This is a genomic window from Psychrobacter pulmonis (assembly GCF_904846465.1).
Classification (GTDB): domain Bacteria; phylum Pseudomonadota; class Gammaproteobacteria; order Pseudomonadales; family Moraxellaceae; genus Psychrobacter; species Psychrobacter faecalis.
Window position 1 is genome coordinate 192,682 of the sequence record NZ_CAJHAT010000004.1, and the last position, 15,782, is coordinate 208,463.

The following is a 15,782-nucleotide window of genomic DNA, read 5'->3' on the forward strand; positions in this document are numbered from 1 at the left end:
AAACAGGGTTAATTGTGAAGTTTAATTTTCGCTCTTATAATACCATGATCGATGACTCTATCGGCATAATCCCACTTTAAATGATCATTAAAATAGTCAACTCGTTCAACCTGACCAAGCGAAAACTTACTATCAGGTAAAAACTCTTCTGAAACAAACAGCTGATCAATCACTTCAGGCATACCTTGATAAATATGCGTATAAGCAACATCTTTCATCCAACCATAACGTGCTTGGATACGAGCGGCGTCAAATAACGCGACATCGCGCATACTTTTATCATAATTGACTTCGCCTGTCTCGCTCATCAGTTGGGTGGTCACGCTACCGGTGACATCGTTCATATCGCCTAATAAAATCAGTGGCTCACGCGTATGATGCAGGCGCTGAATAATGGACATACGAATAGAAGCGGCCTCTGCGGCGCGCATACACAAACTACGCAGCTTGGCACGAACGCGAATATTTGGATCGTCCATATCCTCTAGCAACTGACCGTTTTCATCGCGTAGGAAAAAAGCCCGTTTGCTTTTTAAATGCGCGGTGACAATCGTAATCGGTTGTCCAAAGGCATTGACTCGTAATACAAGCGGCGGACGATTAAAGCGCTGATAAAGACCGATATCAGGAATATCAATGACCGCTTTTGGTTCTACCTGTTCTAACAAAGTGTTTTCTAACTGCTCAAAACGCGTAATAATTCCGACAGCTGGCGTATGTTGCGCGCCTTTGCCTTGGGTATAAGGACTGGCCTTATCATTACTTGCCAGCGGAATAACCACATGCTCAGGTTTGAATCCTAACCCTACTGCCAGTGCTTCAAGCGCCTGACTGTCCCATACTTCTTGTACGGCTATAATATCAGCATGGGCCTTTGCCAGTAAGTCGGTAATGCCGTGCAGCTTATGCTGGTATTCGTTATCGCTATAAGCCGGCGCGTTTTCATAATAAATTCGATTAGGGTTAGCAAAATTAAGTAAATTGGCCGTTGCTATATAAAATTGCTTAGGGCTATTGTCTTCAGCGTTATTAACCATGAATTACCTATTATTATTATTTTTATTTTTAATAATTGTCTTTTTTACGAGTAACTGTTTTTGATGATTGTCTTTGTTTAATAATGGCTATTTTCTAAAATAACCTTTTATCACTCTATATTCATACATAATAATATACATTAAAAAAGCCTCCAAAGACATCTTTGGAAGCTTTAAAATAACATAAAACTGACTATATTTATGAGTTAGCAGAGCCAGTTCTACAATCAAACTAACTCTAGTAATGAAGGAGTAAGTTTTCTTATCCTTTGCTTACTTATATTAAATACCTCATTAGTTAAACTTAACTTATATGTTTAGCAAAAAGCAGTTCAACAAAACGTAACTTATCCTTGATTTTTTAAGGCTAACCTGACTTATAGCCAGTATCTATGAACTCATCGCTTTATTACGATACACGGTTCCATGCGTCACGTGAGGCACGGCGTGCTTCATTCCACTCTAGGCGCGACTCACCTTTCACTTCATGCCATGAGCGCTCTAAGTCTGATTCATGGTCTTCAAAACGAGCACCAGCTGGATAACGAGCACGATTTGCATAACCTACTGCATACGCTGGGTGTAAATCGCGGTCAAAGTCGTGACCTTCACGGTAATAATCGGCATTGGCATGTTCTGCACGCCAGTAAGCTTCTTCACGAGTAGGATCAATCGCTTCTGCTGCTGCATGACCTACGCCGCCACCAACGATAGCACCAATAGCTCCGCCAATTAAAGTACCTAATGGGCCTGCCATTGTACCAATTGCCGCGCCTGCTGCTGCCCCGCCAACACCACCAATACCAGTACCAATTGGATGTGAACCTGGCTCACCTGTAATTGGATCGGCGTTTAAATCTTCTCTGCTTTCCTTCGTCATATGCTTAACGGCAGTACGGTCAATAGCATCATGGTCATTGATGATATTGTCGTTTTCATGACCGACAACTCTATTGCCATTAATATCACGGTCAGTGCCTGCTAAGCGGCGATCGTTATCATCGATAATACGTTCTCTGTCGCCCACTTCAACATAATCATCATTCACTACGCGGTTATTAGGGTCGGTAATACGTCCATCGTTATTCATAATATTATCCTTAAATTATTTGTTATATATTAGATTTATTGTTCACTCATTTATAAAGCGTTAAATTTAACAAACTATGCAATATTAGAATTAACCAATAAAAATAATTGCTAAAAATTACCTCTTATAAATCAGCAGTATTGCTTGATTCATCTAAAGTATAGGAACTTATGGATAATGACCGATACACAGATTATGTAAACTATGTCCAAATTACGATTGCCTTGCGTTACAGCCTGTATCTTTATCACTATTTTGTAGGGCAGCAGAGTATTTTGAGTAATTTATAAGCGTCTATTCACTAATGCCTTAATTTTTCATTTAAATATTTATAAGACTTTTAGCGCTCTATCAATCGCTTGTTGCCACTTATCAAGATGCTGTTCACGCCTATCTGCAGACATCTCAGGCTCAAAGATGCGATCAATCTGCCACGAGGCTTGTATCGTAGTCTCATCGTATAGACCGGTTTTTAATCCCGCTAATAAAGCTGCACCTTTAGCGGTAATCTCTGTGTCTTTAGGGCGTAGCACCGGTACGCCTAACAAGTCGGCTTGAAACTGCATGAGCAAGTCGTTATTCGCCGCACCGCCATCTACTCTTAATTCAGTCAAAGGGTGCGGGCTGTCTTTTTGCATGGCAATCAGCACATCGTAAGTTTGATAGGCAATGGCCTCGAGAGCCGCGCGCGCAATATGGGCTTTGGTCGTGCCACGGCTCATACCGGTAATACTGGCATTGATATCTGAGCGCCAATAAGGCGCCGCAAGCCCTGTAAATGCTGGCAGTAACACCACCTCCTCACTACTATCTACTTGCCGCGCTAAATGCTCAACCTCACTGCTTTGTTGAATCATGCCAAGATTGTCACGCAACCACTGCACGATAGCGCCCGCCATAAACACACTGCCCTCTAAGGCATAAGTGACTTCTCTTTTGGGCGGCTGTAGCAAGCGTCTGCCAGACTGCACGATTTGATCAAAGGATAGATTGTCTGGGCGGGTTGGCGTTGATTTGCGTTGCCAAGCAATGGTCGTCAGTAACTTATGCTCGCTCAGTTTCGGCTCTTTACCAATATTCATCAGCATAAAACAGCCGGTGCCATAGGTGTTTTTAGCCATCCCTGCATTGAGGCAACCTTGCCCAAACAGCGCCGCTTGCTGGTCACCTAATACCGCCTGAATGGGAATTTGTTTAGCAAACAGTCCTTTTTTGGTTTTACCAAAATCGCCATCAGACGGTAGTACCTTGGGCAATATGTTCATCGGTATCCCAAAGCAGGTACATAGCTCCTCCGACCATACCAGTTTATGGACATCATATAATAAGGTACGACAAGCATTGGTGACGTCAATGACATGCTCGCCACCGGTCAATTTATAAATAAGCCAGCTGTCTATAGTACCGACCGCGATTTCGCCTTTATTAGCGCGCACCCTTAATTTGGGATCGTTTTCTAACAACCATGCAATTTTACTGGCGCTAAAATATGGATCCAAACGCAAGCCTGTAAGACGTTGAATCTCACTGGCCATATCATCATGGCTGTTATCCGTCTTAGCGCTTGGGCTTTTCGCAGCAAGCGTTTTACAATAGCTGGCAGTACGGCGGTCTTGCCAAATAATGGCCGGCGCTAGCGGTTTGCCCGTTTGCTTATCCCACATCACGATAGACTCGCGCTGATTGGTAATGGCAATACTGGTGACATCGGTGGCTAGCAGCCCTGCTTGATTAATCACATCATGAGCACAGCTAATCTGCGTTTGCCAAATCTGCTGCGCGTCTTGCTCAACAAAACTTGCCTGCGGAGTTTTTAAAGTCGTCGGCTGCTGGGCCATTTTAATCGGGCGGGCATGGTCGTCATACAATATTGCGCGGCTCGACGTCGTACCTTGATCTAGCGCTAAAATATATCCTGCCATTACTCGCATCCTATTTTATATAATGTTATTTTTTATCGGCTAATTTTTATCTGGTTTTATCACTGATTTATAAACCAATTCATAAATAATGCTATTATCTAGCTTGAAGCTAGACACTTAACATAAAACTGGTGTCCATTCAACGAAAAATAAGCGAATAGTGAGCATTGACCCGTCACCATTGTGCCACTACAGTGTACGCTTTGTTATGAATAACCAATTTTTGCTTTCTATTAATGGTCTATAATATTGCCCTGTTTGACTACCTGCTAGAAATTTTGCGCTTTAAACACTTTGCATTCTAATTAATGGCTTATGTGACTTATGAAATTTGCTTTATCGACTCTGTCTACTGCGGTGATGACGGTTACGCTCATGGGCTTAGCCGCGTCTCACTCCGCAAACGCCAATGATGATATTAACACGCCCCAAAATGAAGTAGCGCCCGTTGTCGTGACGCAAATTGTTGACGCGGATACGCCAAGCAGCCTGCAAGACAGTAGTGGTATTAAAAACAGTGTTCAAGAAAACGGCACTCAAATAACTCACACTCAAACTGATAAAAACCTTGCGCAAAAAAGCATCATAAAAAATAAAGCCGCGCCGATAGAAACACAGCCAGTTAAAGCTGAGTCAAATGGTCATTTAACCACCCTTATCGATCCTATTACCCATAAAAGCATTGAAAATAGCTATCCTTTAGAAGTATCGAGTCTGCTTAGTCTTGAGCAAGCGCAAAATATTTTATTGCAAGTTTCACCAAAAATCGCCGCCAATCAAGCCGCGATTGCTGCCAGTGAATATGAAACCGATGCCTTAAAAACCATTGACCACCCGTTAGTATTTGCGCGCGCCTCCGCCACTGCTTATAACTTGGACGCCGATGTTGATTTATCGTCAATTAAAAACGGTATTATCAACGATGTGAATAGTAGTATTGATGGTATCAACCCGCCGATAGACATAGAAAATTTGCCAGACTTTGGTGAATTGGTCGGTGACCGTATCCCAGATACTTACGATTTGAAACGTTCGGGTTCAACGACGGGCGCAGGCCTTGGCGTGGTATGGCCTATTTATACCGCTGGACGCACAGCGGCATTGACAGGCGCTTCCACTGCTCGCACCCAAGAAGCCGTTGCTGATAGCATACTAGATACCAACGAGCTGTATAACACCTTAGTTGAGCGTTATTTTAAGGCACAGTTGGCGATTATTGCCGCTTATTTACGTGACGATGCTTATGATACGGTGCAGCAAGTTGACCATATGGCGCAGCGTCTGCTTGAAGAAGGCTTTATCTCCCGTGTCGATCGCTTAGAAGCCCAGTCGGCGCTTGCCGATGCAAAAAGCGAATCGGTCAATGCTAATAATGATGCGCGTCTGGCAATGATGGCGCTGCAGCGCCTATTGCGTACCGATTATCGTATCAAACCCAGCACGCCTTTATTTGTCTCAAGCCGTCCTCTGCCTGATGTGAATTACTTTCAAGACTTAGCACTGACCAACCATCCAGGTTTGCAAAAAGTTGCCGCCAAACGAGCGCAAGCGCAGCAGTTACATGCGCTATCTGATACCGGCTACAAACCTACGGTCATGCTTTATGGCTATAGCCAAGTTGAAAAAGACCCCAGTTGGGTCGCTGGTATTTCAGCCAGCTGGAAGCTTTGGGGCGGGCTAGATAAAAAGGCGTCTTTAGCTTCCAGTAACGCCAAAATACGCCAAGCAGATTTGTCAGAGATAGAAGTCAGTGACAACCTGTTATTATTGGTCGAAAAAAACTGGCACGATGTCAATAACGCTCAGTCGCGCTATCAAGCCTTACAAAGTAATGTGGATTTGGCAGCAGAGGTATTGCGCTTACGTCAACTTGGGCTACAAGAAGGCCTGAATACGCCCATCGATGTGGTACAAGCTCAGACACAATACCTCAAAGCGCGCACCGAGCAAGCGCAGGCAGCAAATACTTATGTCCAGTCGCTTGCCGCCTTGATGCAAAGCTGCGGTACGCCGCTTGCTTTTAATGCTTACTTGAACGCCGCTGATATTCGTCTACCAACCCTATATGACAAGTAGCTTATTTAGTACACCGTATTCAGTAATCATATGAATTGCCAAGATTAAATAACGCCAATACTATTCTGCTTATTATCGACTTTATCGCTTTAGGAATCTCACTGTCATGACTGAATCTAATAACGAATCAGGCGACTCACGCAAACTACCTGCTACAGACCAAGCTACTGAAACAAACCGCAGTCATCATGAGCAAACGCCCGTTGATGCTGATGCGATTAATGGTACTAAACCGACTGAATCCGGCTTTGATAATACTGATAGCGTCGATAGCACTAATAGAATCGACAGCACTGATATTGACCAAGAACAAGCGGTGCCGCCTTATAAACGCGAGCCTTCAAACGCGGATAAATCTGTCGGTATTAAAAAGGCGATTTTGGTACTTCTTGTGCTGCTTATATTAGGGGCAATTGCTTATGGTTTGTATAAAAGCAATCAACACAATGCGCCTGAAGTCATCACCTTACAAGGTCAAATGCAAATGCAGCAAACGTCTATTGCGGCAAAAGTGCCGGGGCGTATTGCACAAATCATGGTCACAGAAGGCGATGCGGTGACAGTCGGTCAGCAGCTTATTGAAATGGACTCACCTGAAATTAACGCTAAAATCAATCAGGCGCGCGCTGGCAAGCAAATGGCGCAAAGCCAGCTTGATAAAGCAGAAAACGGCGCCCGCCCACAAGAAATTGCCCAAGCAAAAGCGGCTTGGCAAGCCAATAAAGCGGCGTCTGATTTGGCAGAAAATACTTATCAGCGCGTCAATCGTCTTTATGAAGAAGGTCTGATGGCACGGCAAAAGCGCGATGAAGCTTATGCGCAGTATCTAGCGACTCAAGATAAGACAGAAGCGGCGCGCTTGCAGTATGATTTGGCAAAAGAAGGCGCTCGCAGTGAGGATAAATCTGCCGCAACCGCCCAAGTTGCCCAAGTCGATGCGCAACTAGAAGAAGCATTGGTCGCTAAAGAAGAAGCCAATCTAAAAAGTCCGATTGCCGGTATCGTGGATAATGTCATCGTCAACGCGGGCGAAGTCATTGGGCAAGGTGTGCCTATCCTAACTTTGGTTAATACCGACGATCAATGGGTAGTACTGAACGTCACTGAAACCTACCTAAACCAGTTTACCATAGGGCAGCGTTTTATGGGTACGATTCCTGCTTTATCCTCGCCTGAAAAGCCTTATACCAAGCAGTTTACCGTTTATGCAACCTCAACCTTATCTGACTTTGCTACTTGGCGTCCGACCAACAACAACGATGGCTTTGATGTGCGCACCTTTGAAGTTAAAGCGCGACCATCTGCTCCTGATAGACGTATCCGCTCGGGGATGAGCGTGGTTGTCAATATCAATCCAGCCCTTGCCAATCAGACCAAAGAGTAAACCATGCGCCTGACTGAGCAAAACGGGCAACGCGGCGGATTAATCGGCGCCTTTATACGTAGTGCTGGATACGAGCGCCGGTTTTTAGCCAAAAATCCGTGGGATTTAAGCATGGTGGTCTGGATACCGCTTGCGACCGTGCTCTTGATTTGGTGGATTTTTTCACAAATACAAATCACCGACTTGCCCATCGGCGTCGTGGATAACGATCGTGGTCCTGTTGCCAATACTGCGGTGCGTTATTTGGAAGCCAACCCAAACCTGACGGTCAGACAGCTTTATCACTCGCCAGCAGCAGTAGAAGCAGCGCTCCTGCAACGTGATATCTATGCGGTGGTTATTATTCCAGAGGATTTCTCGCGCAATATCTCATCGAGTAAACCGGCGCCGATTGTATTGCAAGTAAATGCCCAATACGGTACTCATTCCGGCATCATCCAAACCAGTGTCCAATCGGTGACTGGTACACTATCGGCAGGCGTTGAAATACAGCGTTTAGTCAAAAAAGGCATGGCCCCATCACAAGCGGCGATTGCTTACTCTCCCATTGGTATTCAACGCATCAGTTTGTTTAACGCAGCAACCGACTATCAACAGTTTTTAGCATCAACCGTTATCCCAGCACTGCTGCATATTTTAGCCATGGTCATTGGCGCGACGACCATTGGGCGTGAATTGCGCGATAAGAAAATCGGTATTTGGTATGACTTTGTTAATGGTGGTCAGCCTGATTTAACCACTATTAAAGACAATGAGATTCAAGGTAGCCAAAATAAAGACCGTCAGACCACGGCCGTTTCAGTCTTAACTGAAGATAATCAAACACTCATTGAAGATACTACGCCAAGAAAAGCTAGTGTATCAGTTTTGCTTTTTGGTTTATTGGGTAAGTACTTTTGGCCCATGCTGGCTTATAGCTTATGGTCAGTTTTAGCGTTATGGCTCGCCACGCCGCAGCAAGCGGTTGCTATCAGCTCAATCATTGCGACTTATATCGGCCTTGTATTGCTAATGATGTTGTCATTTTGGCTGGGTGCAATATTTACCTTAACCTCATTTTCGTTACGCATGGGTTTATCGTCAACCGGATTTATCTCAGCGCCTTCTTATGCCTTTGCTGGGGTAACATTTCCCTATATCGCCATCAGTAAAAACGCTCAGCATTGGTCGGATGCCCTACCACTGACCCATTACCTTAAGCTGCATATAGCGCAATTACAAATGCAAGCGCCGGTTGCCATCTCATTACCCATCGTCTATGGACTGACGCTTGCAACGATTGTCACTATGTTTTTAGCCGCCTTATTGAGCAAGCGCGCGCTCGCACATCCTGAACGCTGGGGAGCCCGCTAATGGTTATGACACCAAAAGAACCTTTATCTCAAGAAAACCTCATAGCAACAAAAAATCAGCCTTCTAGTGCTATGTTAGAGGCAAAAAGTCATTCGCCAGCGCAAAGCTTTTTCGGCAGTTTTTTGCAAACTATCAAAGACGTCTTTTCTGATAAAGGCGTGCTACTACTGCTCATGATTGCGCCAATTATTTATGGCTTCTTTTATCCTTGGCCCTATTCAACCGAAGTGGTCAACCATGTGCCCGTTGGTATTGTCGATCAAGACAATACTAATCTGTCTCAAACCATCGCTCGTTATGCCAGTGCCAGCCCGCAGCTCGATACCAAGCGTTTTTTAAATGAGCAAGATGCTCAAGAAGCGATATGGTCCGATGACATCGCTGGATATATGATTATTCCAAGCGGACTTGAGCAGCAAGTCCTATCTGGCAAAGCAGCGAGCGTCAGCGTATTAGGCAATGGGGGTTATTTTCTGTTAAATAAAAACGTTCAAATGGGTTTTTTGCAGGCGGTCAGTACGGTTTCAGCGGGCGTTGAGATTAAAAAAAGCGTGGCGCAAGGGGCGTATTCTGCAACCGCAGCGGCAAATACCCAAGCGGTACCGTTAAGAATCATCCCTTTATATAATCAAACCGAAGGCTATGGCGCTTATGTGGTGCCAGCAGTCGCTATTCTTATTCTGCAACAAACCCTGTTGATGTCGACAGCGATGTTAATTGGCACCTGGTATGAGCAGCGTCGTCATACTGCCAGTATTCGCGGCTGGCTTGGCCGTATCGCAGCGCTTAGTATGTTCAGCTTTATCATCGGCTGTTTTTATTATGGCTGGACCTTTGAGCTGCACCATTATCCACGTGGTCAAAACATGCTTGGCAGCTTGTTATTTCTGCTGCTGTTTTGCCCGACAGTCGCCACGCTTGGCTGTGTGTTTGGGCTCTGGTTCCGTCAGCGTGAGCGCAGTATTCAAATCTTGATTTTTAGCTCGCTACCGATGTTTTTTGTCAGCGGATATCCATGGCCTGCCAATCAATTACCAGAATTTTTACAAATCATTCGCTGGGTCATACCGACGACGCCTGGTATCAATACCTCTGTTCAGCTCAATCAAATGGGCGCGAGTGTGGCGCAAGTCGCAACTGGCTTTTATGCATTAGCAGGATTGTGGGCGTTTTACTTTTTATTACTGCTACTTTTCCGCTGGCGTACCAGCCAAAGCAAAACCGCCTTTTAGCATAAAAATATATGGATAGTATTGGCATTTATGCTATAAAAAATACCTCAAAAAAGCGCCTACTCAAGAAGCAGGCGCTTTTTTATTTATTTGACTTGATGGTGTTTGGTTTAAAAAACGCGATTTAAACCATTGAGAGCGGCGACGCGATAGGCTTCTGCCATCGTTGGATAGTTAAAAGTTGTGTTCACAAAATACTCAAGGGTATTGTTGCATTTCATGACCGCCTGACCAATGTGGATAATCTCTGAGGCATGATTACCATAGCAATGAATGCCTAAAATCTCAAGCGTCTCACGGTGGAACAAAATCTTTAACACGCCCGAACGCTCACCAATGATTTGCGCCCGTGCCAGATGTTTAAAGAACGCCTGCCCGACTTCATAAGGGACTTTTTCATCGGTCAGCTCTTGCTCAGTTTTACCGATACAAGAAATCTCAGGGATGGTATAGATACCGGTTGGAACGCTTGATACTGGCTCGGCATCGCTATCGCCAACCATAAACGCTGCGGCACAGCGCCCTTGGTCGTAGGCCGCTGATGCCAATGAGGGCCAGCCAATGACGTCACCAGCAGCATAGATATTTTCGACGCCCGTACAGTACGTATCATCTACTTTTAGCTGACCACGACTATTGGCTTCCAGCCCAATAGCTTCTAAGTTTAAGCCTTCGGTGTTACCCGAACGCCCATTTGACCAAAGAATGGCATCTGATTTGATACGTTTACCGCTTTTTAGATGCAAGACCACGTAATCATCGTGAGTTTCAAGGTGGTCAATCTCTTCATTGCTACGAATCAAGACGCCAAACTGTCTAAAGTCATGAGCGATGGCATCACTAATCTCACTGTCTAGATAATTGAGCAATTGATTTTGGTTATTAATTAAGTCAACTTTATAGCCAAGACCAGTAAAGATTGAGGCATACTCACAACCGATAACGCCTGCACCATAAATGATGATTTTTTTGACCACATAATCCATTTGCAAGATTTTATCAGAGTCAAACACACGCGGATGGTCAAAGTCTAAAATATCAGGACGATAAGGACGGCTTCCAACGGTAATAATGGCTTTATTAAAGGTCACGGTTTCAAAGACGCCGTCGTCCTTTTCGACACTCAAGGTATGCGCATCAACAAAGCTTGCCCAACCATGAATCACATCAATACGGTTGCGCTCATAAAAACGGGTGTGGGTGCTTACTTGATTGCGGATTACGCGGCGCGCATTAGCCAGTACGCGGTTTAGGGGCACTTGCTGATACTCCATCGCCTTGGTAAACATAGGATCGCGGCGAAAGTTAATCAAGTTAAAGACCGATTGACGCAAGGCTTTACTTGGAATCGTGCCTACATGGGTCGAGTTACCACCAACCTGTTCACGCGGATCAATCACCGCAACTTTTTTGCCAGCCTTCGTCAGCTTCATCGCCGCCGCTTCACCAGCAGGCCCTGCGCCTAGGACAACGGCGTCATATTCATACTTATGCTTATCGCCTTTGATGCGCTGCGAGTCTTTAGTGAAAGGAGTTTTAATATCGATGCGGATATCATCAAGCGGATTGACCAAATCAGGGTGATGCATGATATCTTCAGTGACTTGCTCATGGGTTTGCTCAATTTTTGCTTTTTTAGTTTTGCCTTCAGTATGCTCAGGGTTCGGCGCGCGGCCGCTTTCTTTATTAGACACTTCGGTATGAATGTCTTTACCCGTGTCATTGGTCGCGTCGCTTATCGGTTTGCTTCCCATCGTATCCTCTTTTATTAATTTATAAATCTGTGTATTTTTTAGACTATGAATGTCTACAAGTAACGATCAAGTTAGACTCATAGCGCTAAAGCGTGCCTACCATACGTGCTGATAGGATATTTTGCAATATTGGCGACAGTTACGTTATCGCCATAGACGTTATTCTTTATACGCTGTTGCTTAATCCCTTTAGCCGATACGGCGTTTAAGTCCCGTCATCTGCAAGATACGTGTGGCAATCTCTTCAACAGACATCTCAGAGACATCGAGACTTGGAATCCCTTGCGAGATATAAATCCCCTGTATGGCGCGCTGTTCTTGCTGACATTGCTGATAGCTTGAATAACGGCTACCCGCTCGGCGTTCTTGGCGGATTTTTACTAAGCGATCGGTATCGATTAACAAGCCAAATAACTTGTGCTTATGCTCACGTAAGGCTTTTGGCAATTGATTGTCGTTTAAATCTTCTTCGGTTAGCGGATAGTTTGCCGCTCGAATACCAAATTGTAGCGCTAAATACAGTGAGGTTGGGGTTTTGCCAGAGCGCGAAACACCGATAAGAATGATATCTGCTGCATGATAATGACGAGTACGTGCACCATCATCATTATCTAGCGCAAAATGCACGGCATCGATACGTTCTTTATAGGTTTCAGAATCGACATTATCGTGGGCATGACCCGAATGCGCGTCCGGCTCGACGCCCGTCTCTTCTGCGACTCGGCCGATTAACCCTTCATACATATCCAAATTACAGCTATGCGCTGAGTTAATTTTTTCACGAATTTCAGGGCTAACAATCGTATCGAACACCAAGGGTAGCAAACCGTCGCGCTGATAGGCCATATTGATTTGTTCGACCGCCTCTTCGGCGCGCTCTAAGCTATCAACATAAGGCAACACCCGAGTTTCAAAAGGCACAGAGGCAAATTGACTTAAAATGGCGCGTCCAAGGGTTTCTGCGGTAATCGCCGTCCCATCAGAGATAAAAAACGCCGTTCTGATATTTTGGTCGTTATCTACTTGCAACGCTTGTTTGTTTTGAATGGTCGGCTTGGCGGCTTCTGGCGGATTATTTACAAACATAACGTGAACACCTTGGTTAAGATCTCAATAGGCGCTTTTATTTAGCGCAGAAAATCTGTAGCGGTTAGTTTATTGTGCCCTATATTATACGCACAATAGCTGTCTAATAGAAATCAATGTTACAGGCGTACACTTAGTAAGTACGATGTAATAAGGATATCTATTAAGAGTATTTATGCATCTATTATAGTATTGCTATAAAGGAAGGTTTCTTATCAGCAAATTTTTGCTCTAGAAACCAGTTATATTTTACTCTTTGTTATATTCTAACAAACAAATATTGATTTTTGACCGCGCAAATATGTAGCAAACGCCACAATTTGTATATTTTTGACGATTTATTTGGTTCTAGGTATCGAAATTATCCAAATATAGGGGTATAATCGACCGTTATAATCTTTACTAAATAACCTTATTTTCTGGAGTTATCATGGCAGCGCAATCTACAGCACTTGTAATCAATCTTGATCAGCTAGGAAAAGATGACATTGAGATGGTTGGCGGCAAGAATGCCTCGCTTGGCGAGATGATCAGCCATTTATCTGATTTGGGTGTCAGCGTTCCAGGTGGCTTTGCGACCACTTCAAATGCGTTCAATCGCTTTTTGACAGAAACAGGCTTACTTGACAAAATCAACAACGAGCTTAAAACGCTTGATGTGAATGATGTTAATAAGCTTGCTGAGACTGGTAAAAAAATCCGTACTTGGATTATTGAGCAAGAGCTGCCAAGCGACCTTGAGCAAGAAGTGCGCCAGTCGTTTGAAACCATGAGTGGCGGCGAAGACATCGCGGTTGCGGTACGTTCTTCTGCCACGGCTGAAGATTTGCCAGATGCGTCATTTGCCGGTCAGCAAGAAACTTTCTTGAACATTCGCGGCATTGATAACGTCCTGATTGCTATTAAAGAAGTATTCGCCTCTTTATATAATGATCGCGCGATTTCTTATCGTGTGCATAAAGGTTTTGAGCACGAAGGCGTTGCCCTATCTGCTGCTGTACAGCGCATGGTACGTTCAGAAACTGGCGCTGCTGGCGTGATGTTCACCCTAGATACGGAAAGTGGCTTTGATCAAGTGGTCTTTATCACCTCAAGCTACGGTCTAGGTGAAATGGTTGTGCAAGGTGCAGTCAACCCTGACGAATTCTATATCTCTAAAAAATTGCTTGAAAATGGCAAGCCTGCGGTCATTCGCCGTAATCTAGGCAGCAAGCATAAGAAAATGATTTATGGTGATGAAGGTAGCACCACTAAGTCTGTCAAAACCGTCGATGTTGAAAAACAAGACCGCATGCAGTTCTCTTTAACCACTGAAGAGCTAAACTCACTTGCCAAACAAGCCATGACTATTGAAAAGCATTATGGTCAAGCGATGGATATCGAGTGGGCAAAAGACGGCGACAGCGGTGAAATCTTTATCGTCCAAGCACGTCCAGAAACCGTTAAGAGCCGCCAAGACAGCAATGTCATGGAGCGTTATATCATCAATACTGGCGATGCTAAAATCCTATGTGAAGGTCGTTCAATCGGTCAACGCATCGGCGCTGGTAAAGTACGTATCGTTAGCAATTTAAACGAGATGGACAAAGTTCAAGACGGCGACGTCTTAGTATCAGACATGACCGATCCGGATTGGGAGCCCGTCATGAAGCGTGCTTCTGCGATTATCACCAACCGTGGTGGTCGTACTTGTCACGCGGCTATTATCGCCCGTGAACTTGGTGTTCCAGCTATCGTTGGCTGTGGTAATGCCACTGAATTATTGGTTGATGGTCAAGACGTCACTGTTTCTTGTGCTGAAGGTGATACTGGCTTTATCTATGAAGGTCAGATTGATTTTGAAGTACAGACCAACTCTGTTGAATCTATGCCAGAGCTTGCATTCAAAGTCATGATGAACGTGGGTAACCCAGATCGTGCCTTCTCATTTACCCAAATGCCAAACGAAGGTATCGGTCTTGCGCGTTTAGAGTTCATCATCAACCGTATGATTGGTGTGCATCCAAAAGCGCTACTAAATATGAACAGCTTGCCACGTGAAATCGCCCAAGCGATCAATGAGCGTATCGCCGGTTATGCCTCACCAGTCGATTTCTATGTCGATAAATTGGTCGAAGGTATCTCAACCCTAGCCGTTGCCTTTATGGATCAGCCAGTTATCGTGCGTATGTCTGATTTTAAATCAAACGAATATGCCAACTTGCTCGGCGGTAAATTATACGAGCCATCAGAAGAAAACCCAATGCTAGGTTTCCGCGGTGCCAGTCGCTATGTGTCTGACAACTTCCGTGACTGCTTCGAGCTTGAGTGTAAAGCACTAAAACGCGTCCGTGATGAGATGGGCTTGACCAACGTTGAGATTATGATTCCATTCGTTCGTACCGTTGGCGAAGCAAAAGAGGTCATCGAGCTACTCGCGAAAAACGGTCTAAAACGTGGCGAAAATGGTCTGCGCGTCATCATGATGTGTGAGCTACCAACCAACGCGCTATTAGCAGAAGATTTCCTAGAGCACTTCGATGGTTTCTCAATCGGTTCAAACGACTTGACTCAGTTAACGCTAGGTCTTGACCGTGACTCAGGTATCGTCTCACATCTATTTGATGAGCGTGATCCTGCGGTTAAGAAGCTATTATCTATGGCGATTGAAGCTTGTAACAAAGCAGGCAAATACATTGGTATTTGCGGTCAAGGTCCATCAGATCATCCAGATCTTGCTTTTTGGCTCATGGAACAAGGCATCAACTCAGTGTCACTAAACCCTGACTCAGTGTTAGATACTTGGTTCTTCTTAGCTGGCGAAGAAACGAAATAAGACGTAACGATACGTCACAGCGTTAATTGACAG

Annotated in this window: 10 protein-coding genes; 5 read left to right on the forward strand and 5 right to left on the reverse strand. The window is 44.7% G+C overall.

Translation table 11 applies throughout. The features are described 5' to 3' along the window. Positions 1-8 precede the first annotated feature (8 nt). The 3 genes from JMX70_RS08805 to glpK all read right to left on the reverse strand — a co-directional run bounded on the left by JMX70_RS08805 (position 9) and on the right by glpK (position 4,049). Positions 9-1,037 carry an endonuclease/exonuclease/phosphatase family protein gene (locus JMX70_RS08805; RefSeq protein ID WP_201591348.1) on the reverse strand — a complete coding sequence of 343 codons (1,029 nt, stop codon included), beginning with the start codon at positions 1,035-1,037 and terminating at the stop codon, positions 9-11. Positions 1,038-1,446: 409 nt separating this feature from the next. After that, on the reverse strand, positions 1,447-1,917 hold the full coding sequence (locus JMX70_RS08810; protein ID WP_225211729.1) for a glycine zipper domain-containing protein: 471 nt from the start codon (positions 1,915-1,917) through the stop codon (positions 1,447-1,449). 539 nt (positions 1,918-2,456) lie between these two features. Further along, entirely contained in the window at positions 2,457-4,049 is a 1,593-nt protein-coding gene (glpK, locus tag JMX70_RS08815; protein WP_068404840.1) for a glycerol kinase GlpK, read from the reverse strand. A 324-nt stretch (positions 4,050-4,373) separates the two neighbouring features. On the opposite strand from glpK, the gene JMX70_RS08820 reads away from it, so the two are divergent. The 4 genes from JMX70_RS08820 (at position 4,374) to JMX70_RS08835 (ending at position 10,094) form a co-directional block, all read left to right on the forward strand. Then, the gene (locus JMX70_RS08820; RefSeq protein ID WP_201591350.1) at positions 4,374-6,125 is read left to right on the forward strand and encodes a TolC family protein; all 1,752 of its coding nucleotides are present in this window, start codon (positions 4,374-4,376) and stop codon (positions 6,123-6,125) included. 106 nt (positions 6,126-6,231) lie between these two features. Continuing rightward, positions 6,232-7,509, forward strand: coding sequence for an HlyD family secretion protein (locus tag JMX70_RS08825; protein WP_201591352.1), 1,278 nt, complete (start codon positions 6,232-6,234; stop codon positions 7,507-7,509). Positions 7,510-7,512: 3 nt separating this feature from the next. Continuing rightward, positions 7,513-8,862, forward strand: coding sequence for an ABC transporter permease (locus JMX70_RS08830; protein WP_201591355.1), 1,350 nt, complete (start codon positions 7,513-7,515; stop codon positions 8,860-8,862). Between the two features lie 71 nt (positions 8,863-8,933). After that, positions 8,934-10,094, forward strand: a complete 1,161-nt coding sequence (locus JMX70_RS08835) for an ABC transporter permease (protein ID WP_227671229.1) — start codon at positions 8,934-8,936, stop codon at positions 10,092-10,094. Between the two features lie 110 nt (positions 10,095-10,204). Here JMX70_RS08835 and sthA read toward each other — a convergent pair whose 3' ends face one another. Both sthA and ppsR read right to left on the reverse strand, forming a co-directional pair. Then, positions 10,205-11,848, reverse strand: a complete 1,644-nt coding sequence (gene sthA / locus JMX70_RS08840) for a Si-specific NAD(P)(+) transhydrogenase (RefSeq protein ID WP_068404833.1) — start codon at positions 11,846-11,848, stop codon at positions 10,205-10,207. 189 nt (positions 11,849-12,037) lie between these two features. After that, positions 12,038-12,934 carry a posphoenolpyruvate synthetase regulatory kinase/phosphorylase PpsR gene (gene ppsR, locus JMX70_RS08845; RefSeq protein WP_068404832.1) on the reverse strand — a complete coding sequence of 299 codons (897 nt, stop codon included), beginning with the start codon at positions 12,932-12,934 and terminating at the stop codon, positions 12,038-12,040. A gap of 430 nt (positions 12,935-13,364) precedes the next feature. On the opposite strand from ppsR, the gene ppsA reads away from it, so the two are divergent. After that, positions 13,365-15,749 carry a phosphoenolpyruvate synthase gene (gene ppsA / locus JMX70_RS08850; RefSeq protein WP_191692359.1) on the forward strand — a complete coding sequence of 795 codons (2,385 nt, stop codon included), beginning with the start codon at positions 13,365-13,367 and terminating at the stop codon, positions 15,747-15,749. The last annotated feature ends 33 nt before the right edge of the window (positions 15,750-15,782 follow it).